This is a genomic window from Brevibacillus sp. AY1 (assembly GCF_029870785.1).
Taxonomy (GTDB): Bacteria; Bacillota; Bacilli; order Brevibacillales; family Brevibacillaceae; genus Brevibacillus; species Brevibacillus invocatus.
The window spans coordinates 15153-38465 of the sequence record NZ_JAFLPN010000025.1; the positions used below are offsets into that span (position 1 = coordinate 15153).

The 23313-nt window shown below is 50.6% G+C and carries 23 protein-coding genes and 2 pseudogenes; 4 read left to right on the forward strand and 21 right to left on the reverse strand.

What is annotated here, in order from left to right:
* Positions 1-29 precede the first annotated feature (29 nt).
* The 12 genes and pseudogenes from JZI27_RS17855 to JZI27_RS17910 form a co-directional block, all read right to left on the reverse strand.
* Positions 30-2561, reverse strand: a complete 2532-nt coding sequence (locus JZI27_RS17855; protein ID WP_280208502.1) for an NEW3 domain-containing protein — start codon at positions 2559-2561, stop codon at positions 30-32.
* A 113-nt stretch (positions 2562-2674) separates the two neighbouring features.
* Positions 2675-4408 (reverse strand): ABC transporter permease, encoded by a 1734-nt coding sequence (locus JZI27_RS17860; RefSeq protein WP_280208504.1) that lies wholly within the window; start codon positions 4406-4408, stop codon positions 2675-2677.
* Positions 4409-4420: 12 nt separating this feature from the next.
* Entirely contained in the window at positions 4421-5497 is a 1077-nt protein-coding gene (locus JZI27_RS17865; protein WP_280208506.1) for an ABC transporter ATP-binding protein, read from the reverse strand.
* 103 nt (positions 5498-5600) lie between these two features.
* Positions 5601-6764, reverse strand: a complete 1164-nt coding sequence (locus JZI27_RS17870) for an extracellular solute-binding protein (RefSeq protein WP_481752824.1) — start codon at positions 6762-6764, stop codon at positions 5601-5603.
* 1 nt (position 6765) lies between these two features.
* Positions 6766-7947, reverse strand: a complete 1182-nt coding sequence (locus JZI27_RS17875; RefSeq protein WP_280208508.1) for an ROK family protein — start codon at positions 7945-7947, stop codon at positions 6766-6768.
* Positions 7948-8244: 297 nt separating this feature from the next.
* Entirely contained in the window at positions 8245-9315 is a 1071-nt protein-coding gene (locus tag JZI27_RS17880; RefSeq protein ID WP_338068341.1) for an aromatic acid exporter family protein, read from the reverse strand.
* Positions 9316-9363: 48 nt separating this feature from the next.
* Positions 9364-11601, reverse strand: a complete 2238-nt coding sequence (locus JZI27_RS17885) for an S-layer homology domain-containing protein (protein WP_280208510.1) — start codon at positions 11599-11601, stop codon at positions 9364-9366.
* A 77-nt stretch (positions 11602-11678) separates the two neighbouring features.
* Complete coding sequence (locus tag JZI27_RS17890; protein WP_280208511.1) at positions 11679-11891, reverse strand: hypothetical protein; 213 nt, start codon at positions 11889-11891, stop codon at positions 11679-11681.
* A gap of 228 nt (positions 11892-12119) precedes the next feature.
* Positions 12120-12872, reverse strand: coding sequence for a hydrogen peroxide-dependent heme synthase (gene hemQ / locus JZI27_RS17895; RefSeq protein WP_122911199.1), 753 nt, complete (start codon positions 12870-12872; stop codon positions 12120-12122).
* Between the two features lie 107 nt (positions 12873-12979).
* Complete coding sequence (nagB, locus tag JZI27_RS17900; RefSeq protein WP_280208513.1) at positions 12980-13744, reverse strand: glucosamine-6-phosphate deaminase; 765 nt, start codon at positions 13742-13744, stop codon at positions 12980-12982.
* 15 nt (positions 13745-13759) lie between these two features.
* Positions 13760-14605, reverse strand: a complete 846-nt coding sequence (locus JZI27_RS17905) for a MurR/RpiR family transcriptional regulator (RefSeq protein WP_280208515.1) — start codon at positions 14603-14605, stop codon at positions 13760-13762.
* A gap of 227 nt (positions 14606-14832) precedes the next feature.
* Positions 14833-15232 (reverse strand): annotated as a pseudogene (locus tag JZI27_RS17910) (SDR family NAD(P)-dependent oxidoreductase).
* Here JZI27_RS17910 and JZI27_RS17915 point away from each other — a divergent pair.
* On the forward strand, positions 15231-15626 hold the full coding sequence (locus JZI27_RS17915; RefSeq protein ID WP_280208520.1) for a 2,4'-dihydroxyacetophenone dioxygenase family protein: 396 nt from the start codon (positions 15231-15233) through the stop codon (positions 15624-15626). The pseudogene JZI27_RS17910 and the gene JZI27_RS17915 sit on opposite strands and share 2 nt — an antisense overlap.
* 121 nt (positions 15627-15747) lie before the next feature.
* Here the strand turns inward: JZI27_RS17915 and JZI27_RS17920 are convergent, their stop codons facing one another.
* Positions 15748-16101: a DUF1516 family protein gene (locus JZI27_RS17920; protein WP_122911204.1), complete on the reverse strand. Its 354-nt coding sequence runs from the start codon at positions 16099-16101 to the stop codon at positions 15748-15750.
* Positions 16102-16321: 220 nt separating this feature from the next.
* On the opposite strand from JZI27_RS17920, the gene JZI27_RS17925 reads away from it, so the two are divergent.
* Both JZI27_RS17925 and JZI27_RS17930 read left to right on the forward strand, forming a co-directional pair.
* On the forward strand, positions 16322-16762 hold the full coding sequence (locus JZI27_RS17925) for an MCP four helix bundle domain-containing protein (protein ID WP_280208522.1): 441 nt from the start codon (positions 16322-16324) through the stop codon (positions 16760-16762).
* Complete coding sequence (locus JZI27_RS17930) at positions 16741-17121, forward strand: methyl-accepting chemotaxis protein (RefSeq protein WP_245997331.1); 381 nt, start codon at positions 16741-16743, stop codon at positions 17119-17121. The genes JZI27_RS17925 and JZI27_RS17930 overlap by 22 nt, the downstream gene beginning before the upstream one ends.
* 57 nt (positions 17122-17178) lie before the next feature.
* Here the strand turns inward: JZI27_RS17930 and JZI27_RS17935 are convergent, their stop codons facing one another.
* Positions 17179-18045: a YitT family protein gene (locus tag JZI27_RS17935; RefSeq protein WP_122911207.1), complete on the reverse strand. Its 867-nt coding sequence runs from the start codon at positions 18043-18045 to the stop codon at positions 17179-17181.
* Between the two features lie 166 nt (positions 18046-18211).
* Here JZI27_RS17935 and JZI27_RS17940 point away from each other — a divergent pair, with 166 nt between their 5' ends.
* Positions 18212-18511 carry a Fur family transcriptional regulator gene (locus JZI27_RS17940; RefSeq protein ID WP_280208525.1) on the forward strand — a complete coding sequence of 100 codons (300 nt, stop codon included), beginning with the start codon at positions 18212-18214 and terminating at the stop codon, positions 18509-18511.
* A 67-nt stretch (positions 18512-18578) separates the two neighbouring features.
* Here the strand turns inward: JZI27_RS17940 and JZI27_RS17945 are convergent, their stop codons facing one another.
* From JZI27_RS17945 to JZI27_RS17975, 7 genes and pseudogenes are all read right to left on the reverse strand, one after another.
* Entirely contained in the window at positions 18579-19418 is an 840-nt protein-coding gene (locus tag JZI27_RS17945) for a serine hydrolase (protein WP_280208526.1), read from the reverse strand.
* 82 nt (positions 19419-19500) lie between these two features.
* Positions 19501-19772, reverse strand: a pseudogene (locus JZI27_RS17950) (cupin domain-containing protein).
* 100 nt (positions 19773-19872) lie between these two features.
* Positions 19873-20484, reverse strand: coding sequence for an alpha/beta hydrolase (locus tag JZI27_RS17955; protein WP_122911209.1), 612 nt, complete (start codon positions 20482-20484; stop codon positions 19873-19875).
* The gene (locus tag JZI27_RS17960; RefSeq protein ID WP_280208528.1) at positions 20481-21431 is read right to left on the reverse strand and encodes a ring-cleaving dioxygenase; all 951 of its coding nucleotides are present in this window, start codon (positions 21429-21431) and stop codon (positions 20481-20483) included. The genes JZI27_RS17955 and JZI27_RS17960 overlap by 4 nt, the downstream gene beginning before the upstream one ends.
* A 30-nt stretch (positions 21432-21461) precedes the next feature.
* Entirely contained in the window at positions 21462-22088 is a 627-nt protein-coding gene (locus JZI27_RS17965; RefSeq protein ID WP_280208530.1) for a nitroreductase family protein, read from the reverse strand.
* 246 nt (positions 22089-22334) lie between these two features.
* Positions 22335-22667, reverse strand: a complete 333-nt coding sequence (locus tag JZI27_RS17970) for a hypothetical protein (protein WP_280208532.1) — start codon at positions 22665-22667, stop codon at positions 22335-22337.
* A 15-nt stretch (positions 22668-22682) separates the two neighbouring features.
* Positions 22683-23168, reverse strand: a complete 486-nt coding sequence (locus JZI27_RS17975) for a pirin family protein (RefSeq protein ID WP_280208533.1) — start codon at positions 23166-23168, stop codon at positions 22683-22685.
* Positions 23169-23313 lie beyond the last annotated feature (145 nt).

The window sequence follows — 23313 nt, forward strand, 5'->3', positions numbered from 1 at the left end:
GTTTGATTTTTACCATGCAGGAAAACAGCTTACTGCTGAAGACTGACCATGTTGACAAACATCCGTATCGCGCCTGGCACCAATGCCGGAATTTCGCGATACCAGACAATGGAGCTATACGTGTAGGTTCCCTTGCCGTAGTTGGCAGAAAGGAATGTACCTGTAAATTCGTTTTCACCTGGATCCCCATTGCTGATCAGTTCGGTGTACTCCTTGCCCCATTCAGCAGGGTTGTAGGCGGAGCGGTCCTGTATCCAATGATTCCAGTCTTCGTCGGTTATTTTGTTTGGCACGTTGAACAAGGGGTGGTCTGGAGCCAGCATGTTCACTGAAGAATTCTCATCCGTGACTCGCCATTGGATCAACGGAGTACCGATCTTGATTGGATATGGAGCCAGTTCCGGCTTCCACTTGTCTTCCGGCTTATGGTACTGCACGACGAGATTACCGCCGTTCTCCACGTATTTCAGCAGACGGTCATTGCTCGACAACAGCTCGGGACGGAAGCCGTACGCCCGGATGCCTAGGACGATGGTATCGTACTCGCTGAGGTTGGCGGATTCGATGTCCTTGGCCGTAAGATTGGTCACATCGACTCCAAACTGGCGCAGATACTGGTCAATGTTGTCAAAGCCGCTGGATACGTACCCAACCTTCAAGCCTTCCGGTACCTGAAGGTCAAAGGCCTGGATCGTCACAGACGCTGGCTTCACAAAGTAGGTCGTTCCGATGTGCGGGTAGCGGATGATCTGAGCTCCATGTCGGCTTTCTTTTCCATTGCCGCTGGCAACAGCCGTAATGGTATAGGTATCCGGCTTGACCGAAGCGCCAGCCGTGACCGTAAAGGCAACAGACTGGGTCTCGCCCTTGGCTGCAAAATAAAGCGATGCTGCATTCGGCTCCACACTCCAGCCAGCAGGCACCTTGAGGGAGATATTCGTCTTGGCCGCCCCTGGCGTGTAATTTCTGACAGTTACCTTGACCGGAATCGGTTCCTTTGGTTTCAACGTATTCAGAACGGTCGCTTCGGGACTTAGTGTCATGGCATAAGGTGGCAATAGAGCTACTGTATCGGCTGGTGTGATTTTGCTGGTCGCTTGCGCTCCGGCAAATTCATAGGAGACATCTGCCGTCACAGCAGGTGCAGCGTAAGGCTGGAACAGAACAGCGTCAGCCGGAACCGATACCTCGTACGTCGCAGTCGCTGTCTGGTTGTAGCCCAGTTGCGCGAATGTAGTCTCCGTCACGGCTTTTGCTTGCCATCCTCGCGGCAGGTTCAGCTTCAGATTTACCTGATTCACCGGCACCTGTCCGCCGTTGTAAGCTGTCACGCTAAACTTCGTCGACTGCCCTGCCACCAGCTCAGTTGTCTCCGGTTTTACCTTGAGCACCAGGGATAGCGCCTCGGCACTCGCTTTGTTCAACTGCGCTTTCTTGACGTCAAGACGGTGCAGCAAATCTGTTTTCATAGCTTCATCCAGCTTGGAAGCCTGCACTTTTGCGCTCGCTTGGTTCACATCGACCAGCATTTCGTGCACTTCTCTGGCAACGTCGGCAAAGCGAGGGAAAGCGGCAATGACGTCATCGGCGTCCCGCTGCAGTTTTTTCAGATCTGCTACGATCTGTCCCGCGCCTGGCTGTGCTGTCACCTCTCTCGCCAAATCGTCATAGGTGAAGGCGATGCCGTCAAAAAAGTCCACTTCCTTCTCTTTAGCGACTCCGCTTGTTTGATCCAGCTTGTAATAGTTGAACCGCGGTCCTTCGTCGTAGTGACGACCCATGCCCTGGCTCTTGTGCATGAACCGGGATTCCTCGCCCAACTGCAGGTAGGAAGCGCCGTACAGCTCGTCGTAATCCCCTACCGGAACGCGCACGGTATGCGAATCTTCCTTTGCTGGCACATACAGCTTTTTCACCTGCCAGGGCGTGATGCCTTCTCGCGCATGCTGTGGAAAGACAGCAGGATCGGCAGCATCGGAAAATGCTCGAACTGTTATGATATTGATGGCACGATGGTGGCCGTGTGTAGAGGGTTCGTTCAGGAATGCGGGAATGACTACATCGGGACGCAACGTACGGATTGTGCGAATCAGCCTTTCATACGCCACTTGCTCTCCCCATTTTTCCAGTGTTTCGTCCGGGCTTTTGGAGAACCCGAAGTCGTAGATGGGGTCGTTGATTTGCTGGCTCAACATTTCCAGATGAACGTTCGTTACCTTGGAAGCCTCTTGCAGCTCGCGTGTGCGGATGATGCCAAGCGCATTGTCCAGCTCGCTGCCGATCTCGTTTTGTCCACCTTCGCCGCGATTGGCGATGATACTGGATGTGTCCACGCCTTTGCCGAGTGACAAGTAAGCCAGTGTCGCACTGTGCTCATCATCGGGATGAGCCCCGGTATTCATCGCACTGGCAATGGTCGTCAGCGGTTTGATCGCCTTCCACAGATCGACCACGCCTCTGTCGGCAAGAGCGGTCTGTGGTGCGGCAGGCCAGATCATACTCCCGACGAGCGCTACTGCTGTCGTGAGCGTGAACAGCTTGGTGAATTTCCCATTCCTCATGAACGTTCCTCCATTCCCTGTTCGAAATTGAACTCTATTTCAATCACGGCTCATGCTGTGCGCTTCCTGCTGCAGCCGAGGATTGACTGTAGATACGGGAGACTTTGGTTGGTTTACACGGCAGTGTTTACCTTGTCACCAGCCACCTTGCGCGAAAGGAACAGAACGATAATAATCACAGCAATTTGCAAAACGCCATAAGCGCAGGCTGTGCCAAACTCAAAGCTGTACATGCGTTGATAAACCGCTACAGACAAAGGCATCGTGCGCGGTGTAAAGATCAGGATCGAGGCGACAAACTCTCCGATACACTGGACAAAGGCAAGCAACGTCCCGGCCAAGATGCCTCCCCACGCCATCGGAAACACCACGCGTCGGAAGCTGTACCACCATGAAGCCCCCAGGTTGCGTGCTGCTTCTTCCACCGAAGGGTCCATCTGCATCAAGGTTGCGGAGGTTGAACGAAAGACAAGTGGCAAATGGCGGACGAAGTAAGCCAACGGTATGATCCAGAACGTCCCGATCAGCACTTGATTGAGGCTAAAAACGGTAGGTTCGCTAAATGCAGCGATCAAATTTACCGCTACGACCGTACCAGGGAGTGCCCAAGGCAGCATGATCAAAACGTCCATCAGCGTTTTTCCCTTGAAGTTCAAACGGACCATCGCATAGGCTGCCGCTACTCCGAACAGCACGATCCCAACCACGGCGACGGCTGAAAGCTGCAAGCTGTTGGCAATCGGTCGCCAGGTCTTGCTGTCCGTAAACAGATCAATATAGTGCTCTAATGTGTACTGAGGCGGCAGGATTTGCACCGTCCATGTTCCATCCACTGAAAACGAGATGAGCACGAGAACGAGAATCGGCAGCATCAAAATAATCGTAGCAATGAACGACAGGACCATCGTGATGGTACGGCCAGCCTTGCTTTTGATCTCGGTCCGATGCACGCTGACGCCTTTGCTCAGGTTCTGGTAGTTGCGAGCACCCTGATACCAGCGCATGATCAGCAAAAATGCGACGGAGACCACGGACAGGATCGTCGATTGCGTGGCGGCCATGTCCAGATCACCATTTGTTCGTGACAGATAGATCTGCATGGTCATTGTCCGGTCGATCCCGAAGATGAGCGGTGCCGTATAGGATGCCATGGAAACCATGAACACCAATAGAGAGGATGCAATCATGGCCGGCGTCAGCATCGGCAGGATCACGCGACGCCAGACGGTAAAGCGATTGGCTCCGAGATTGGCTGCCGCTTCTTCCAGCGAGGGGTCTAGCCCCTTGATCGCCGCAGTGGCAGTCATGAAAAAGTACGTGTACATGGTAAAAGTATGGACGACCACGACACCCCAAAAACCTTTCAGCGAGAACGGAACCTGGGCCAGTCCAAAAAATTCCTTGATGGCGCGCGGAAAGATCCCGCTCTCTCCGTATAGATAGGTGAAGGACAATACGCCAATGAGCGGCGGCAAGGCCATCGGCACCAAGGCGAGTACCGAAAGAATTTTCCGTCCGGGAAATTCGTAGCGCTCCAGCAAAAAAGCCATCGTCACGCCAACGATTCCACAGGTGATGACACTGAGGATCGATATGTAAATGCTGGTCCACAAAGCCTCCAGATTGGCCGTGTGCTCCAGGCTGAAAAAGCGTGCGTAGTTTTTCCAGGTAATCTCTTCGTCCACGTTGACACTCGCGATAAACGTTTCATAAAGAGGGTAGATCACATAGGCCAGTAGGATGAAAAAGAGCGGCGATACCAAGACATAGACGAAATAAGGTGAAGCGGTGATCGACTTTCGTCTGGCTGGTGTTGGTGCCGGCGCATGCTGCATCTGCGTACTCATCGCTTCTCCCCCTTATTCCGCAAAGTAAATACTCTCTTTGGGTATGTGCATCCCGATCGATGCGCCACGCTGTTTGATCGATCTGCCCAGATTGATCGACATGCTGCGCAAGGGTTCTGAGCCTACCTGTGCCACGTAGTTGACGCACGCCCCTGTGAATTCGGCCATCTCGACGGTGCCAGTCACGACATTTTCTCCCTCTGACACCAGACTCTCCTGGATAGACTCAGGACGAATCGACATCAGAACGCTTTCCCCCACGGCGATCCGGGAGAGCGGTGAGGCATTTTTGCGCAATCCGCACAGCAGCTGTCCGGAGGAAGTGCGGACCTGCACCTCATCTCCCTCAACTGCTACCACGGTTCCCGTCCAGAGATTGGTCTCTCCGATAAAGGAAGCGACAAAACGATTGACAGGAGCATGGTAAATGTCATGGGGAGTGCCGATCTGCTGCACGACGCCCCCCTGCATGACCATGATCCGGTCCGACATGGACATCGCTTCAGCCTGATCGTGTGTGACGTAGATAGTAGTGATGCCCAGCTCCAGCTGAAGGCGTTTGATTTCAAAGCGCGTTTCTTCACGCAGCTTGGCATCCAGATTGGACAGCGGCTCATCCAACAGCAGAATCTGCGGCTCGATGACCAGCGCCCGTGCCAGTGCAACCCGTTGCTGTTGACCGCCGGAAAGCTGATCGATCCTGCGCTCTCCGTAGCCCTCCAGTCGAACTAGCCCCATGATTCGCTCCACGCGTTCTTTTGCCTCTGCCTTGGACACTTTGCGAACCTGCAAGCCAAACGCAATATTTTCAAACACCGTCATATGGGGGAACAGCGCGTAATTTTGAAAAACCATTCCGGTGTTGCGCTTGTGTGGCGGCAAATCGGTTACATCCTGACTGCCAAAGCGAATATTGCCTTCACTGGGATAGTAAAAACCTGCTATCATTCGCAATGTCGTCGTTTTTCCGCAACCACTGGGACCGAGAAACGTGAAAAATTCGCCAGACTCAATGTGAATGTGGACATCTTCGACCCCTTTTGCCGTGCCAAACCTTTTGTGAACATGATCAAGTGTTACGCTGCTCATCCGATCTTGTCTCCTCCTTCGTACGAAAGCTGCAGCAGGCCAGACAAGCGACGAGACGGAAAGGAACGATCCTTCCCGCCTGTAGCTTGACTGTTTTGCGGTTCTATTTGCCTTTGCCCTTGATGTTTTCATCCCAATGCTGCATCCATTCTTTTTCCTTCTCCGCCATAACATCCCAGTCGATATCCAGCGGCTTCAGCTCCAGAGTTTGCATGAATTCAGGCAGCTGATCCTTGCTGATATCGCTGCGCGCCGGGAACTGGAAGCGTTCCTTTGCGAGCTCGGAAGCCATCTCTGGGCTCATCAGGAACTCCATGAAATTCTTGGCTGCCTCTGTGTTTTTCGCGCCTTTGACGATTGCGATTCCATCGACCAGGATCGGTGCCCCGCTCTTCGGATAGATAAAGTCGTATGGATGATTGTTTTTCAGGCCCTGAATCAAGACGTCCTGCAGGTTCCACAGGGAGATTACGCCTTCCTGACGGTCCAGCTTGAGATACAGGTTGGTCGGGTCTTGTGTGTATTCCTTGGTGTTGGCATCCAGCTTCAGCAGCCAGTCATAGCCTTTTTCCGGTGTATCTGCACCCTGACGATAGATCATGGCAGAGTAGATCGTGCGCATCGTACCGGAAGGAAGGACGTTGCGGATGACGATCTTGTCTTTGTATTTCGGATCAAGCAGATCATCCCAGTCTTGCGGCGCTTCCTCTTTCTTGAGCGCATCCTTGTTGTACATGATGACCTCTGGCAACAGCATCTCACCGATCCAGCGGTATTCTTTGTCCTTGTACAGATCAGGGATCTTGTCGGCAAAAGTCGGCTTGTATGCTTCCAGCAGTCCTTCATTTGCCGCCGTACTCAATGCAGACTGTGTTCCACCCCACCAGAAATCAGCCTGTGGATTCGCTTTTTCGGCACGGACGCGCTCAAGGATTTGCTGAGCTCCCATCTCCAGCGTTTCCACCTCGATATTGGGGTACTTTTCGTTGAATTTCGGCAGGACCAGCTCAAAGATGTTTTTATCCCGGCCCGTGTAAATAACCAGTTTTTGCGGTTCACTCGATGGAGCTGGCTGTGCCGCCGGTTGCGTAGCAGCCTGCCCCGAGCTCCCGCTTTGGCCTCCTGTATTGGAATCGGCTGGTGCTGGCTGCTGACCTCCACTTGAACAAGCGGCCACTGTCAGCGCCAATGAACTGACGAACAAACCCTGCATCCATTTTTTCATGTTTCGTTGTACCTTCTTCAATGCATACTCCCCCTTTTTCATCTCACGCTTTGTCCAGCAGTCTTGTCGATGGAAAGGCTTCCAAAACGCAGTGCACGGCTCCGATCAAGCCCGCCTGTTCACCGAGTGTCGCCTTTTTCAGACAAGGCACGTTGGGTACCCATTCGGTCAACCACTCCTGAATTTGTTTCACCCCTTCGTCGTCGATATGGACCATCTCTCCACTCAGGATTAAGAGCTCCGGGTTTAAGATGCTGACGATGTTGGCGATTCCGTACGCCCAGTGCCGGTAGACGTCGTCGAGCAACCGTCTTGCTGCATCATTTCCGCTTCTGGCATGACAGATAAGCTCTTCTATGACACTCGACCCTTCCTGAAGGTCAGAGAGGACTCCCTTCGCCTGCTGCGAGATACCGGATGCCGAATAATGCGTCTCGAAAACGCCTGATGCTCCATTGCTGCGGCTGTGCTCCGGCCCGATCATCATAAAGCCGATCTCGCCTGCTGCTTCTCGGCTGCCTCGGTAAAATTGACCGTCCAGAATGACGCCTGCACCTATTCCTGTGCCTACGTACATGTAGACGACATGGGAATGGCCGACCCCCACTCCTCGAACGTATTCTCCGAGCGTCATCAGGTTTACGTCATTGTCGATGATCACCGGAACTCCCAAGCGTGCCTCCAGTGCCTGCTGAATCGGCGAATCCATCCAACCCGTACTGGGCGAAAAGCTGACCGTTCCGCTGCCTCTTTGGGTCACACCCTGCAAACCGACACCCATGCCGAGCAGTCTGTCATGCGACATGCCGCTTTCCTCAAGCAAACGGGTGAGTCCAGAAGCCAAATCCTCGATCACTCGCTCCCCATTTGCTGGCTGTACGAGCCTTTTTCGACAACGTGCCAAAAACTCTCCCTTGAGGTTGGCGATGGTCATATCCAGTGTGGAGCCCTCGAAAATCGCCCCAGCAATGACGTAAGCATCGTAGTTGTACTCCAGCAGGATCGGTTTGCGCCCGCCTCTGGAATCCCCCATCCCTACCTCCTGAAGCAGTCCTTCCTGGATCATCTCGTCAACCAAGGAGGAAACACACGGACGACTCAGCTGTGTCTGCTTGGAAATGTCGGCGCGGGAAATCTGACCGTGCTGGATCACCTGTTGCAATACCTCTTCCTTGTTCAGCTTTTTCACCAGTTTGCTGCTGCCGGTCTTTCTTTGAACACGCACGCCTTTTTGCTCACCACCAGACTGTTAGTTAAACTTACTAACAAAGTTATCCAGATTATACCTGTCACTACCAGAATAGTCAAACTATTTACAACTATTCCTCACTTCACTTTTCCTGTGTATATTTGGCCGTGCTGTGGAGGAGAGGCTCAATCAACATTAGAAAACTTGGCTACGCCAAGCTTTTGGCGGAGCCTTAGTTGCACTTATACTATCTTCCGCTAATCTTTTTAGCGCTTTAGCGCACTCAACACTTTCCGATAGTATAAAAAAAGACTGAGCGTTATCTCTAACGTCTCAGCCTTTGCTCTTGCTAACAGCCGCTTCTATTTGTTTTTTTCCGGATGAATCGTCCCGGTTCTTGCCCAACTCATGCTTGATGTACAGGTAGTTCTCGATCTCTCTCAAAAGATAAAATAACGCTGCCCGCGTCTCAAACTCTTCCCTTGTTTGGGGCAATGGCGTTTCCTTGATCTCCTGGCGCATCAATCGCAGCTGATCGAGAAACCGATACGCTGTATTGCCCGGATGGACCGAATCGCTCAGATGGTCGAGAAAATCGGCGATCTGCAAGCCTTGCGGGACTTGCGAATTCAACGTAGAGACAATGGGCATCATGCGTTCCAACAGTTCGAACTGCTTTTCCCGCATGACAAAGTACGAACGGTAATAGTCATCGCCGCGCCCCAGGCGGTTCTCCACGTCACGCGAAGCCAGCTTGATCGCTTGCTCCAACAGGCTAGTCGTCTCAATCAACTCGCGACCATCCCAGGTGCTCTCCCCGTGACGAAGGTAGTAGCTGAACTCCTTGAGGATTTTGATGAAGTTGTCCTCTACCCGCTGCTGCATCGCCTTCAGTTCTCTTTCCAGGCTCGGCATGTAGAGATTGACCAGGAGAGCGACACCGACACCGATCACCAAAATGGACAGCTCGTTCGCAATAAAGGCAAGATCGGTCCGCTCCTCTGCGTACAGATGCATCAGCACGACCATGCACGTGACAAAGCCTTCCTGAATTTTGACCCGGACAGCCAAAGGCATGAAGACGAGAATAGTGACCAGCAGCGCCAGCGGTGTAAACCCCAGAACCTTGAACCAGACCACGCCCAGGCCAATTCCCAGAAGGCTGGCCAAAAAGCGGTTTATCGCCGTCCGAAATGATTGCTTGACTGTCACCTGAATACACAAGATGGTGATGATCCCCGCTGCCGCGTAATACATCAAACCAAGCTGCTGCGCGATGAAGATGGAGATGGCAGTCCCAATCGCCGTTTTGATGGTCCGATTTCCGATGCGAAATGAAAAAAAGCTCAGTTTTGTTCCCCTCCACGGATGGGTTCTATTTCCCCATTCTTTCCTTTTCTCCACTGTAACAAAAACGGGTGGGGAACCAAAGAAAAGAGTTTGTTAATTCTCTTACTGTTTTTGTTTCTGCAGGTCCAGTAAAGCTTTGAGCAATTGAGCGATCTCTGCCTTGGTCACTGAACCCTCTGGATCAAATTTGCCTGCTGAACTGCCTGGGATTACAATCCCTTCTGCGTGCAAAAGCGTCACTGCGGGAATCTGATTTTTCTGCAGATCGCTGTAGGAAGGGACAAAAATCTCCGGCTTGTTCAGAAGGTCTCCATATCCGAGCATACGTGCAGCCATGTCAGCCAGCTGAGCACGCGTGATCAGCTTGTCAGGTTCAAAACGCTGCCCTTCCTTGGCAATCACACCATGCTGCAGATTTTTTTGAATGACGCCAAAGAGCGGGTGTTTGGCGTCTACATCCGAGAAGCTGAACATTTGTACAGGTTCATCGCTGAATCCGAAATAGCTTCTGCTGCGGAACTCGACGCGATCCAGCGCACGCGCCATGATCTGGGCAGCCTCACCGCGAGTCAACTCTTTATCAGGCTCCAGCTTTCCGTCTGTCACGGTCATGAAGCCGTAGCGGATAGCCAGCTCCAAAGCCTCTTTTTGCGGGTGATCGCCGATATCCTGAGGTCCCTGGCTCTTGCTCTGCTCGGCATAGCTGATCCACTCTCCGCTGACGGCATCAACTACTCCTGCATCTCCTACGTAGCGATAGACGAGAATCGGCTGCTGCTTTTGCTCAAGGCGGTAGCTGATATAAGGGTCTGGCTGATAATAGGTCAGCATCATTTTCTTTTGATCCTGCTCTGCTTGTTTTGCTTGTTCCACCTCTACAATATCGTTGGTTGCGGATTGAATCTTCTCATTCTCGTAGTTGTCTGTACGGATATATTCCACTACCCCTGTCGCTGCAGACACATCCACATAGAAATAAGAGTCTTCTACAGGCACTCCGTTCTTGAGCCAGCCAAAGGAGAGCGAGTACGGTTGCCCCTTCTCCAATTGATCTTTGATAAAGGCTTCTGTAGGCTTTTGCGGTTGGTAGTAGATTTCACCCAAGCTGTCAGAATACAGTGCCTTGACCAGTTGAAGCGCATTCTTCTCGGCCTGCTCCCACGAGACGGGCTGCTCGATTTTGGCTCCTCCTATTCTTCTAGTGCGCTCGGAAAACTCGTACCCAACTAGTTCGCCCCGATCTCCGATACTGATTTCAAACGCGTTTTGCTCTTTGGCGTCTCCTTGCAGCGGCGAGTATTCAAAATTCCATCGCCGTCTTTCAACGCCGTCCGGACCACTGCTAGATCCCCCTCCTCGGCTTCCCTCCGAGCGATAGCTGCCAGAAAGCCTTTTCGCTATTTGATCAGCGATGATTTGCGCTTCTTCTTTGGTGATCAGCTTCTCCTGCTTTTGGGAGATGGTAGTCCCCAAAGGTTGGATCTTCACGGGCTGTGCCTCTGTTCCTTGTGCGTTAATCATATCTCCTGACATCGCATCAACGAATTGGGGATCTGTTCGGTTGTATTGATAGACCAGCTGATACTGGTATCGATCGTCCAAATAGTTGCCTGTAATGGAAGAAATGGACTTGTAGACGAGAGAAGGTGCAGCCTCCGACATTTTTTCTTCAGCCTCTTCAAGAGAAAGGGCTGGCTTGGAATCTGGCAGGGTATCTTCATACCAGTTTCGAGAGAATTGAACGACCTCTCCCTTTTCGTCTACGACTACCCGAAAACCGTTCTCCAGGAAAGGGATATCGTTTTCGATACGTACAAAATAATACGGATGATGGACAAAACCTGTAGAATAACTCAGTCCGATCCCGTACTCATTAGCATCCGACAGCTTCTCCCGCTCCTGGTCGCTCGTTACGTCCTCCAGGAATTTCTTTGCAGCTTCCAACGCCACCGCTTCGCTTACCTTTTTTACTGAGGGTACAGACTCGTCTCCATAACGCGAATATTGCAACAGTTTGCCTGTTATCGCATCGATTGTTACGTAGATCCCGGCATCGCGTTCGCCACTCCAGGATAAATTCCAAGTCGACTGGGAGAGAAAAGGATAACGCTCGGCACCTTGAAAATTGGCTCTCTCCAGCTTGAATTGCGATGGGATCGAGATCAGCTTTTGCACGCGTTGGATGGCCTCTTCCTTGGAAAGCTCTTTGGTCTGCTGCACGGCAGCATGTACGGTCGAGGTGACAGCAAAGGGATGGCCTGGTGTAGAGAAAGCGGGTACCAGCAGGATAGCTGATGCAACCCCTGCCGTAATCATCCACGACTTTTTCCGTATATTCACGGAACGATCACTCCTCTCTTGTATCTGTACTCCTATCTACCATAACATTTTTGGTAACAATTACAAAATATTGATAACTAGTGATTCTGGTTTCGAAAACTATCGGGAAGCTGAATCATTTTCTTCACCTGCCGAGCGATGTTTTCCTGCGTTTGCATCGTGACTCTTTGCTCCGCGGCCCTCAGCTGCGACATCGAGTCTGGGACTCCAAAGCAAAAAATAGCCGCAGTCAACAGAACAAACGTCGTCTTCCGGGATCGCCAAACCCCAAATATTTTCTGTTCTGCCACGTCGTCTGCACTCCTTTTGGATTCAAAACCCCCTCCACTATACCATTTTTTTCAAATTAGAAAACTTGGCTACGCCAAGCTTTTGGCGGAGCCTTAGTTGCACTTATACTATCTTCCGCTAATCTTTTTAGCGCTTTAGCGCACTCAACACTTTCCGATAGTATAAAGAAAAAATCTGCCAGCGAACTTTCCGCTGACAGATTCTTCTTCATTGCACGTTGTGACTATTTACACTTCCAGCAAGCTTTCCAGAGACTCGCTGTTCAGTACATTCCCCACAAGGAAGTTGCCAAACTCGCCGAAACGCGCGCTCACTTCATCAAAACGCATTTCATAGACGATGTGCTTGAACTCCAATGGATCATTGGCAAACAGGGTCACGCCCCACTCCCAATCGTCGAAACCGACAGAACCGCCGATGATCTGTTTTACTTTTCCTGCGTACTTGCGGCCGATCAGTCCATGTGAACGCATCATTTCCTGGCGCTCCTGCATGGTCAGCATGTACCAGTTGTCTTGCAGATCCCGCTTTTTGTTCATCGGGTAGAAGCAGATGTGCTCCCATTTTGGCAGGATCGGGTAGAGACGATCACGCACATGCGGATTCGCCTTTGGATCTTCACCAGGATTGTTGACGTAGTTGCTCAGCTCGACTACGGACACGTAAGAGTATGGTGCCTCGGTGAAAGCGGCAAAACGCGTTTTGTTAAATGCGGTTTTGATAGCATCCAGCTCCTGAAGGGTCGGACGCAGGAACATGAAGACAAGGTCAGCCTTGTGGCCCAGAATGGAATAGACAGCTGTACTGCCTTCCTTCTGCTCCTCATTTGCCTCCCACGTGCGAATCAAGCTATGTAGCTCGTCCAACGCCGCCTTGCGCTCCTGCTCGGATGCGGCTCTCCATTTTTCCCAGTTGATGGTGCGGAAATTATGATACGTATACCAACCTTCCAATGTAAGCAACGCTTCGTTTGCGCTCATCGAAAATCAGCTCCCTATGAAAAATCTGGTTACCAGACTGCAACATTCCCAGTATAGCATAAGCGATGAGCGGATATTCGGAACAGATTGGTGAACAAGCGCATCTGCTACTTTCTGGTCGTCACTGCTCCACCGATGGTCGCAGGCGAAAGCTGGGAAGCTGCCTGCTCATCCACCACGACCGTAACATCCGGGTGACTGCGCAAGAGAGAAGCTGGCACAGCAGGCGTCACTTCTCCTTCCAGCATGTTTCGCACTGCTTCTGCCTTGGCCACGCCGCTCGCCAGCAACACGATTTTTTTGGCTGACAAAATCGTCTGTATCCCCATCGAGATGGCTTGTGTTGGCACCTCATCCACTGCTTCAAAATACCTGGCGTTGGCTTCGATGGTGCTCATCGTCAGTTGAACCACGCGAGTCCTTGTGTCTGGCGCAGAACCCGGTTCGTTAAATCCGATGTGGCCATTATTTCCGATACCTAACACTTGTATATCAATGCCCCCTGTAGCAGCTATCGACTGTTCGTAGCGGGAACATTCCGCTCCCAAATCCTGCACATCGCCACGTGGAATATGGGTTCTTCGCGGATCGATATTGACCTGTCCGAAGAAGTTTTCCTGCATATACATCCGGTAGCTTTGCGGATGCTCAGAAGAAAGGCCCACATACTCATCCAGATTAAAGCTGGTCGCCTGCGAGAAGTCCAGTCCTTCCTCCTGATGCATCCGGATCAGCTCCGCATACATGCCCACCGGCGTACCTCCTGTAGCCAAACCAAGCACCAGATCAGCCTTGCTTCGTACCTCTTGGGCAAAAAGCTGCGCCGCTACTTTGCTCATCTCCTGATAGCCCTCGACCAACAACACTTTCATCCAAACTCACCTCTGTCAGTATTTTCGTTCCAATACAGCCTTGGCTGTCCGTTCCTTGTAAAGAATGGCTTTTTCCTTGATGCGCATCGACAATGCAGTGAACATCACATCCAGCACGTGCAGCTGAGCGATTTTTGCTGCCAATGATCCTCCCTGTAGCGGTCCTTCCTGTGCCGCCGTCAGCAGGGTGATGTCGGCGACACGCGTAATGGGAGAGCGCTGGTAATGCGTCATGCAGATCGTGGTGGCTCCTGCCTCCTTGGCAAGCTGCAACGCATCAATCGTATCCTTGGTGCTACCTGACACCGAAAGTCCAATGGCTACATCCTCAGGACCCAATGTTGCTGCCGCCATAGCCTGCAGATGAGATTCAGTAAAAGCATCTACCCGCAAGCCAAGCCGCAAGCAGACATATTTGGCATCCTGTGCAGTGACAGCTGAAGTCCCCACCCCGTAAAAATGGATGATCTGAGCGGTTCTCATCAGCTCTACACAGCGCTCCAGCAGATCGGTATCCAAAAGCACATGGGTATCTTTTACCGCCTTTTGATGAGCAGTCGCTACCTTTTGGCTGATCACGTTCATGGAATCGTTCTCGTCCACCTCGCCAAGCAGGTTTTTGACGGGATGTACCAGCTCTTTGGCCAAGGCAAGCTTGAACTCCTGATATCCGCCAAACCCGATCTTTCGGCAAAATCGAAGCACGGTTGTTTCTCCGACCTCCGCCTTTTCCGCCAGATCGATGATGGATGTGTAGATCACTTGTTCCGTCTGAGCCAGTACAAGATGCGCTATCTTTTGTTCCGATTTTGTAAATGAGGGAAACAGGCTTTGGATCTGCAACAGGGTGTTCATCTCCATAGGAACGCTCCTCACACAATCAGACGGCTTCATCAGCAACGATGAAACCGTCTGGATTCAACTCCCGTCATTATACACCAAAAAGGAGAAATACTCCTTTTTTCTTTTTTAAAATGGAGTTCATTTTCAAAAACTCAAAAAAGCGACTGCTCCCCGGTTTCATCCCGAAAAGCAGTCGTGGTAAAGCAACACTATTGGTTTAAGCCTTGGAGGATTGACCCAACGCATCAAGCATGACTTGATCCATCTCGTTGAACAGATGAAAGCCTCCATCCAGCCAGTTTTTTCGCCGCTGCTTCAGTCAAACCGACGATAGCATATTTGGCTGCTCCGTAATGGGAAAAGCCTGCCAAAGAAGTCTCAGCCGCCAGAGAGGACATATTGATGACGCGCCCATAGCGATCTCTCATCATTCGCTTCGACGCCTCTCGCAGACAATAGAACGAGAATATCGACCCGCCCACACGCTTGATCCACACTTTCAAAAAAGCGTGCAACCCCCTCCGGATCAGACACATCCAGGCGGTAAGCAGTAGCCTGATTACCATTTTCCCTGATTTCAGCTACGACGCGTGAAGCGCTATACTCATACAGGTCCGCAACCCATACATGCACGCACTCGCTCATGCCTGGAACTTATTTCAAGCTGCTGTTCTGTGACTTGGTCTCGGGGAATTTTACCCTGCTGCTCAAAGTAGTTCCATACATAAAAGCTGCGATCCACTGGCATCTTCATAACACGGAAGCGTACATCATCGAAGGTGGGTTCTATTATGAGGATGGCGATGACAAGGGCTATGCCGGATATTATACCTGTGAGTCCGCAGGGGCCATCCATGAGCCCTTCACTGCACCGGAGGGTGTCACGATGCTTGCCATCTCACACGGCCCTATTGGCGGCTACACAGACGACGGCCAGCTTGCCCTCATGGCAGATGCCCGCTTGCATTATCTGATGGCACGCGAAAACGGTGCAGTCGAATTTACGACCTTAGTCGACTACACGCACGGTTCCCTCTAAATCTAGTCATGCTTGCGACCTTCTCCCTCTGGTGGAAGGTCGTTTTTTTGCACAAAAAAGCCCTCTCCCACCATACTACCCATGAGAGAAAGCCCTTTTTCTTGTGCTGCACGATGATGAACTATGCGAAAATTCGATAGCCGAGCAGAATGACCAGCACCAATACCACAAGCGCCCCGATAAAAAAGCCGATACTCGGTTGCTTTCTGGATGCCCTTCCCATCGACATTTCCATCAAACCAAATGCCACGATCGCGAGAATCGCCTTTACATAGTAATAGAAATCGCTTGCATGATACGAGAAGAGCAGACCCGCACCCGATAACAAAACAATGACGATCATCAATCTTAAGAGCATATGTACGATTTTGCCTGCTTTAGCTTTTCCCACTCGGTACAAAATGTAGCCAATGATCAGCAGGACAAAGGCTACTTCCCAACCGCCAACATGTGATTCCTTTAACATGTTGTACATGATCCGTTTCAACTCCTACATTCAAAATGGTTTATCCCTATCATTATAGCAGAAGGGAGTATGAAATCCATTCTGGCGACACTTGTCAGTTTTGTGACTCGATAAAAGAGATGCGCTGATCATTAACCAAACCGCACACCTTTATCCAAATATTACTATAACCACTCGGTTACTGGGTTTTTATCTAGAGTGACAATTTCACTTCTGGGAGGAAACAAACGTGAACGTCCAAAAAAAAATACTGCTCGGGTTTCTTGTACTTCTCTGTTTCGTGATTGTCAGCGGCGGCTTATCCATTTTTCAAATGAAACAAATGGGTAATAAAACAGAAGAAATTCAGGTCAATTGGCTTCCTAGCGTTGCGATATTAGGAGAGATGAATGGTCAAGCCACGAATATGCCCCGGCTTCTAAACCGTTTGGGCTTGGAGAGCGACACTACCATCATGAATGAAGTGGAGCAGGAAGCGATCCATACTCTTGAACGAATCGACCAGCTTTTAGTGGAATATGAGAAATTGATCACCGAAGAAAGCACACTGGAGCATCAGTATTTCGAAGATTATAAGAAAAGCTGGGAGGCATATAAAAACGATGTGCCTGCAATCCTCTCCATTGCGAAAGAATCAAATACCAGTTTATTGTCGTTGCCGATTCCGTAGGCAAGTTAGCCAACCAGAGCGGAGAGGCGACCAAGGAAATCATTCTGTTGGTGCAACGCATGCAGGAAAGTACGCAAGACACCGTCGAAACGGTTCGCTTGGGCAACGAGCTGATTATGCATGCCGGCCATTCCTTTACGGAAATTATTGAGTACGTCAACAATTCCGCCGAAAGAATCACGGAAGTAGCCGCTAGCTGCGAAGAACAGGCTGCCCAGACAAATGAAATTTTACAATCCGCACAGAACATCGCGGCAGTGACAGAGCAAACCTCTGCCAGCACAGAAGAAACAGCTTCGGCTACAGAAGAACTCGCCACGATGGCTGAAAAACTAAATCAACTGGTTGGCAAGCTGTAAGTCATACAGGGAGCAGGCAATCGTCCTGCTCCCTGTTTTTTCTACCTGCGCTTCATCCTAAACCGGTCGAAAGCCCTCGCCAATGACTTCATGTGCCGGACACAAAATGATGAATGAATCGGGATCAACCGAGCGCACCATCATTTTGAGCTTGCTTACTTCACTTTGGCTGACTACCGCCATCAGCACCTTGCGTTCATCTCCCGTGTACCCGCCAGCAGCGTCCAGCAAGGTTACCCCGCGATCCAGATCGTACAGGATTGTCTCTCGCAATGTCTCCGTCTCGTTGGAAATGATATAGGCCACCTTGGTCGTGTTCCAGCCCATCTGGACGATATCGATTGTTTTGCTGGTCACAAACAGCGCAATCAAAGCAAACAAAGCCCTCTCCGCATCAAACACAATGCCCGCCAATGCAATCACCAGGCCATCGAAAACTGCCACGCTGGCTCCCAGGCTCAACCCGGAGTATTTATGCAGAATTTGTGAAGCGATAGCAAAACCGCCTGTAGACCCTCTTCCCCGAAAGACGATACCGATGCCGAGTCCAACACCAATGCCGCCGTAAATACTGGCTAAAAGCGGATTTGTCGTCAATGGCTGAAGCTGACTGGTCAGCATGACGCACAGTGGAAGCACGACCGAGCCCACTGCCGCCTTCACGCTCGTTTGCTTGTCCAGCATTTTGAAGCCGATCAGCAGCAAAGGAATATTCACAGCCCATTGCACGATTGCTGGAGGCCACCCCAACAGATTGTACAGGATCGTCGAGAGTCCCGAAACTCCCCCTGAAGCGATTTGATTCGGATTGAGAAAAAGGTTGAAACTGGTAGCGAGAACCAGTGAGCCAATGATGAGCATGAAGTATTCCATCACTTTTCGCCGTGGGCTGTCCATCGGGATGATTGCTCGTTTTTTTCGCATGCTTGCTGCTCCACTCCTGCCATTCATTGAATAAATAAAAACCGCCCATACATTACCATAGTTCTGCTAAAAAAGAAAATAGCGAGGAAGGGGATTGACGTTTATCCAAAAGGAAACGATAATAAAAATTATATAATAATTATTTTAAAAAGAGGTGACCTGCGATATGGAACAACAAATTTCCAGTGTCACGCAGCAGGTAAAACATCTGGGTAAGCGTTTAACCGTTCAAAGGCGAGCCGTTCTCTTGTATTTGCTCGCTGATGTCAATTGCCCTACCGCGAAGGACGTTTACATTGCTTTGAAAGCCGATATGCCGAATATTACCCTGTCAACTGTCTATACGGCTTTGCGTTTTTTTGTAAAAATCGGAATCGTCAGGGAGCATGCGACTTCCTCGGCCACTCGGTTTGAATGTGTCATCTCTCCTGCTGCCCTTGACCTTGATCTGCGAATAGTCATGTAATGTGGTAATCAAATAATCCAAAGAAGAAGGGACAGCAAATAGCTGCCCCTTTCTTTTTTGCTCCCCCTCAACAACCGCCACAAAATTCGTCCCGCTTTGCAAACTCATACACTTCCCTGCCTACGCAAGCAAGCGTATGCAAGGCTTCCTCCGCCTCTACGTCCTGGGATAAAGCGGTGATCGCAAAGCAGCGTCCCTGCGTGTAGAGCAGCCCCACATCATGCTGTCTTCCTGTATCCCAGCCAGACTTGCTCGCGATTTCCCAATCTGTCGCAAGCTCCTCTTTACCGTTATGATCAGCTACCGGCAGCATGGACGGCAAGCCATTTCGAAACTGCTGCTTTTTCATGATCGCGACCATGTCTTCACAGGCATGAGCATGGATAAACCGACCAGTTGCCAGCCTGTTTAGCATTCTCGCCACATCACCCGCTGTAATCCTATTATTCGCATCGATATCCGCCGGGTAGATCATCAGCTTGCGAACGTATTTGCTCTGCTCCATTCCCAGCTCGAGCATGGTCTGATCCACGCATTCCTTGCCGACCAGATCAATCAGGATGTTGGTTGCGGTATTGTCACTTTGGATGATCATCAGCGTAACCAATTCTCGAACGGAAAGCTGCAGGCCTGGCGACAAGGCAAACAACAAGCCGGAACCTTTGACGAGATCTTCTCTTCGCAGCGGGAGTCGATCATCGAGTGAAAAAGCTCCCTGATGGGCTTGTGCAAACACAGCCGCCATGATCGGGACCTTAATCACACTCTCTGCTATGAACAGCTTGTCAGGAAGATGCTCGAAGCAGATCCCTTTCCCGATCTCCTCCACCACGACTCCCCAAGTACCCTGTGCATTCCGGATGATCTGTTCCAGTCTGCCTTGCAGCGTTTCAGCCTGTTGCATCATCGTCCCCTCAACCTTCCTTTGATTATCGACCTTGTTTGTTGCGGAAAAATTTCGACAACCACACATCTGAATCCTGCCGAACTTAAATCTGGGTGAGGTCTGCAACCGTCCGTTCATTGACCTGATTTCCGGTATTCAACGTGGTTTTGGGCTCCAGCAAAAGCACGAGAACCTCTTCGTTCACGACTGGCATATGCTCTACTCCTTTGGGAACGATGAAAAATTCCCCTTCCTCCAGCCAGACATCCCGGTCACGTAATTTGATCAGCAGCCTTCCTTTTACCACAAGACGATTTTGGGATTCCAGTAGTCTTGAAATAACGAAAACTTTTGATGAAGGTTGACCTTTTCCAAACAGCAACACCCTCTCCTTCCAGCTATCTCTATTTTAAACGGATGGCTATCCGCAAAAAAGAGCGTTTCTGGAAGAAAAGGGTGATCCAAAAAACGGTGATTAGCTGAAGAATTGTTGTTTGAACCAGACTGCCGAAGCTTGCACTTCTCTTTCCGTAAGCTGATGGCCGTAGGATTCCCAGTGCAACGTCACGGGAGCACCCGCCGCTTCGAGCAGTTGGGATAGCTCCTCCGTCTCAGGCAGTGGACAGATCGGATCATTCTTGCCCGCCCCGATAAACACGGGTGTCTGGGTCAAATCCGGCAGTTCCACACCCCGGCGCGGAACCATCGGATGATAAAGAATCGCGCCCTTTAACGCATCCTGGTAGTGGAAGAGCAGGCTCCCTGCTATATTGGCTCCATTGGAGTAGCCGACGGCGACGACATTCTGACGGTCAAATCCGTGTTCCATCGCCGCCTCGTCGAGAAAGGCGTACAATTCATCGGTACGGAAAATCAGATCCTGCTCATCGAAGACACCTTCTGCCAACCGTCTGAAAAAGCGGGGCATACCGTTCTCCAGTACGTTTCCTCGCACGCTTAGTAGCGAAGAGCCTGGGTTGATCATTTGGCCGAGGGGCAGCAGGTCACGCTCCGTCCCCCCCGTCCCATGAAGCAATAGCAACGTCGGAGCACCCGGATCGCTCCCTTTTTGAAAGAGATGGTTCATTCCTGATCCTCCTTCAGCACCCTGACTTCAAATGGCAGGAGTCCTTGCTCGATCTGCTGGCGATAAGGCTCAAACCATTCGGGCAGCATCAATTTTTCCCCCAGGCTCTCCATCGGCTCGTCGCGGGCAAAGCCTGGCGGATCAGTAGCGATTTCGAATAAAATCCCGCCATTCTCGCGGAAGTAAACCGCATTAAAGTATTGACGGTCCACGATATCAGTAGGATGAAGCCCATACTCGGAGACGGCCTCCTGCCATTTTCGATGATCCCGGTCGTCCTTTGCCCGCCATGCGATGTGATGGACGGTTCCCGCGCCTTCCTGACCGCGCTGCATCGGGGCTGCATTGATATCAATCACATTGCCCAGATCGCCTGCCGCACGAAAACGAACCAGTCCAGCCTCTTCCCCACTTTTTTCAAGCCCCATCAGATTTTCCAAGACATGCATGGTTTTCTCCGGCTGCATGCTGTACAGAACGGCTCCTCCAAAGCCCTTGATCGCCTTGTCGGCTGGAATACCACCAAACGCCCACTTGCTGTTCGGCCCTTCCTCCCGTTCGACGATCTCCAGCTGCAATCCATCCTTGTCTTGGAACTGCAGATAGGTCTCACCAAATCGCTGATTGTGGTAGTAGGTCATTTTGAACTTGCGCAATCGCGCTTCCCAAAAGGATAAAGCTCCCTTCGGCACGACGTAGGTCGTAAAGCCAACTTGTCCTCCGCCCACTTGACCGGAGCGCGCTTGCGGCCAGGGGAAGAAGGTAATCGCTGTGCCTGGACTTCCCTGCTCGTTTCCAAAGTACAAGTGGTATACTTCTGGCGCATCAAAATTGATCGTTTTCTTCACCAAGCGAAGTCCCAGAAAACCAGCGTAAAAATCGACGTTATCCTGTGGATTTTTTACAAAAGCGGTGATGTGGTGAATGCCTGCAGTCCGTTGTTTCATCTTCTATCATTCTCCCTTTATCGTACTTGATCAAAATGCATTGAAGCTGACAAACTCCCCGACTGGCTTGCGATAGCCACGCACATGTTGAGAATTTTCGTCATCCTTGCCGATTGCGATCAGCATCGTCGGTACGTAAGCATCCGGCACGTTTAGAATGCGGCTGACCTCATCCGGATCAAATCCAATCATCGGGCAAGTATCCCACCCTTTGTGTTTAGCTGCCAGCATAAAAAGCATGGCGGATAGACTGGCATTGCGGATTGCCTCTTCCTGTTGGAAAACCTCTCCTCGGGTTTCATAGAACGACTTCACGGTAGAAACAGTTTGGTCGAATTCCTGTTGATGAATGACCCCCAGCTGCAAGAGACCCTCATTCATTCTTTCAACTTGGCGGTAAGCCTTCTTGTCTCCCAATACGAGAATCACCGCTGAGGCTGTTTTGATCTTATATTGTCTGTTAGCTGCCTCATAAATGCGCTCCTTCACATCTGGCTGATCGACTACTACGTAGTGAGGGTGCTGAAGATTGAATGCGCTGGGAGCGAACTTGACCAAAGAAAAAATCTCGTCCAGCTCCTCGCGGGGAATTTGCAGACCGGGCACAAACTTGTTCACAGATCTTCGTTGCTTCACAATACTCGTAAAATCATTCATCTCATATACCCCTTTCCAGGCGACCATCGTTTCATTATCTCTAATTTGAGATATCTACCGATAAAGACAGCGGACTTTGCATCAATCGCTGCACGCTGGTCCGTTATCCAACTTTTCGATATCTTAAATTTGAGGTATTTCTCCAAAAAGGAAAGGACTCCTTTTTTAATCCCTTAAATTTAATATCTTAAATTTAAGATAATTGTAATCCAACTTTTGTCCGCTGTCAACTATTTGCTTTGTACATTAATGAAGAGAACCAAAAGTATCCGGGATGTATTCGATACGAGAGTCCGCTTCAATGGTCAGCTCCTCTTTGGCTTCGTCATACATAACCTGGCCCTCTTTGATGTAAAACCAGATTTTTTTCATCGGCTCACCTGGTACCTGCTGAAATAAAAACAGATTCAGCTCATCCTTCCATGTGAGAATCTGCTCGATGCTTGCTTTCGACAGTTTGTGTACGATCAGTCTCCAGCCCGATCCCGACTGTTCCCATTGATAAGCGACTGGCTGTTTGTCGGTATCCAAAAATGTCCGGCCACCGACTGCATGCTTGATCAGCAAGGTTTCTTTCATGGTCATCCTCTCCTTTTACGGCAAATCGATCAGCATATACGTCGTATCTTCCTTTGCTGCCAGCTGCAGATGAGGCTCGTTTTGAATGCGGGCGGTATCTCTTGTCTCCAGCACATGCCCCGAGACTTCTAGCTGGCCTTCGATGATAAAGAGGAAGACACGTCGTCCTGCTTCTTGATGGAAGGATAGCTCATTTCCTCTCTCTAATCGGCTCAGGTAGATCGTCAGGTCCTGGTTGATCGATGCGACCTGCTCAGAGCCCGTATGGGAAACAACTGGCAAGACCTGACCGCGCAATACCACTGTGACGATCTCCATGTCACTGTGTGGATGAGGGCCAAATCCTTTTCCTCCTGCTACCAGGTCGTCATTGCACACCCGCATGACCCCGAAAGCGGTGTTCTCTGGATCAAAGTACTCGCCAAACGAAAAACTGAGGCCGCTGCGCAGCCATCCCAAGTCGACTAAATATCTCGAATTTGAGGGATATACCTGAATCATCTTCATCTTCCTTTCTTTTGGAAAGAACGCGTACACCTATTTTAAATGCTTTTGGGCTGCAAAAAGAAGCTCAACCAATCCTTATACCGATCAGTTGAGCTAAAAAGCAAAAGAGGAGTAAACAGGACAGCTATACCTATTGGCA

Excerpts from the sequence above, each read along its gene's own strand:
- JZI27_RS17940 (WP_280208525.1), top strand. The coding sequence starts at position 18,212 with ATGGAACAACAAATTTCCAGTGTCACGCAGCAGGTAAAACATCTGGGT.
- hemQ (WP_122911199.1), bottom strand. The coding sequence starts at position 12,872 with ATGAGCGCAAACGAAGCGTTGCTTACATTGGAAGGTTGGTATACGTAT.
- JZI27_RS17975 (WP_280208533.1), bottom strand. The coding sequence starts at position 23,168 with ATGATTCAGGTATATCCCTCAAATTCGAGATATTTAGTCGACTTGGGA.
- JZI27_RS17955 (WP_122911209.1), bottom strand. The coding sequence starts at position 20,484 with ATGAACCATCTCTTTCAAAAAGGGAGCGATCCGGGTGCTCCGACGTTG.
- JZI27_RS17855 (WP_280208502.1), bottom strand. The coding sequence starts at position 2,561 with ATGAGGAATGGGAAATTCACCAAGCTGTTCACGCTCACGACAGCAGTA.
- JZI27_RS17920 (WP_122911204.1), bottom strand. The coding sequence starts at position 16,101 with ATGTACAACATGTTAAAGGAATCACATGTTGGCGGTTGGGAAGTAGCC.
- JZI27_RS17905 (WP_280208515.1), bottom strand. The coding sequence starts at position 14,605 with ATGGAGATGAACACCCTGTTGCAGATCCAAAGCCTGTTTCCCTCATTT.
- JZI27_RS17945 (WP_280208526.1), bottom strand. The coding sequence starts at position 19,418 with ATGATGCAACAGGCTGAAACGCTGCAAGGCAGACTGGAACAGATCATC.
- JZI27_RS17865 (WP_280208506.1), bottom strand. The coding sequence starts at position 5,497 with ATGAGCAGCGTAACACTTGATCATGTTCACAAAAGGTTTGGCACGGCA.
- JZI27_RS17870 (WP_481752824.1), bottom strand. The coding sequence starts at position 6,764 with ATGAAAAAGGGGGAGTATGCATTGAAGAAGGTACAACGAAACATGAAA.
- nagB (WP_280208513.1), bottom strand. The coding sequence starts at position 13,744 with ATGAAAGTGTTGTTGGTCGAGGGCTATCAGGAGATGAGCAAAGTAGCG.
- JZI27_RS17960 (WP_280208528.1), bottom strand. The coding sequence starts at position 21,431 with ATGAAACAACGGACTGCAGGCATTCACCACATCACCGCTTTTGTAAAA.
- JZI27_RS17915 (WP_280208520.1), top strand. The coding sequence starts at position 15,231 with ATGCCTGGAACTTATTTCAAGCTGCTGTTCTGTGACTTGGTCTCGGGG.
- JZI27_RS17860 (WP_280208504.1), bottom strand. The coding sequence starts at position 4,408 with ATGAGTACGCAGATGCAGCATGCGCCGGCACCAACACCAGCCAGACGA.
- JZI27_RS17970 (WP_280208532.1), bottom strand. The coding sequence starts at position 22,667 with ATGAAAGAAACCTTGCTGATCAAGCATGCAGTCGGTGGCCGGACATTT.
- JZI27_RS17935 (WP_122911207.1), bottom strand. The coding sequence starts at position 18,045 with ATGCGAAAAAAACGAGCAATCATCCCGATGGACAGCCCACGGCGAAAA.
- JZI27_RS17965 (WP_280208530.1), bottom strand. The coding sequence starts at position 22,088 with ATGAATGATTTTACGAGTATTGTGAAGCAACGAAGATCTGTGAACAAG.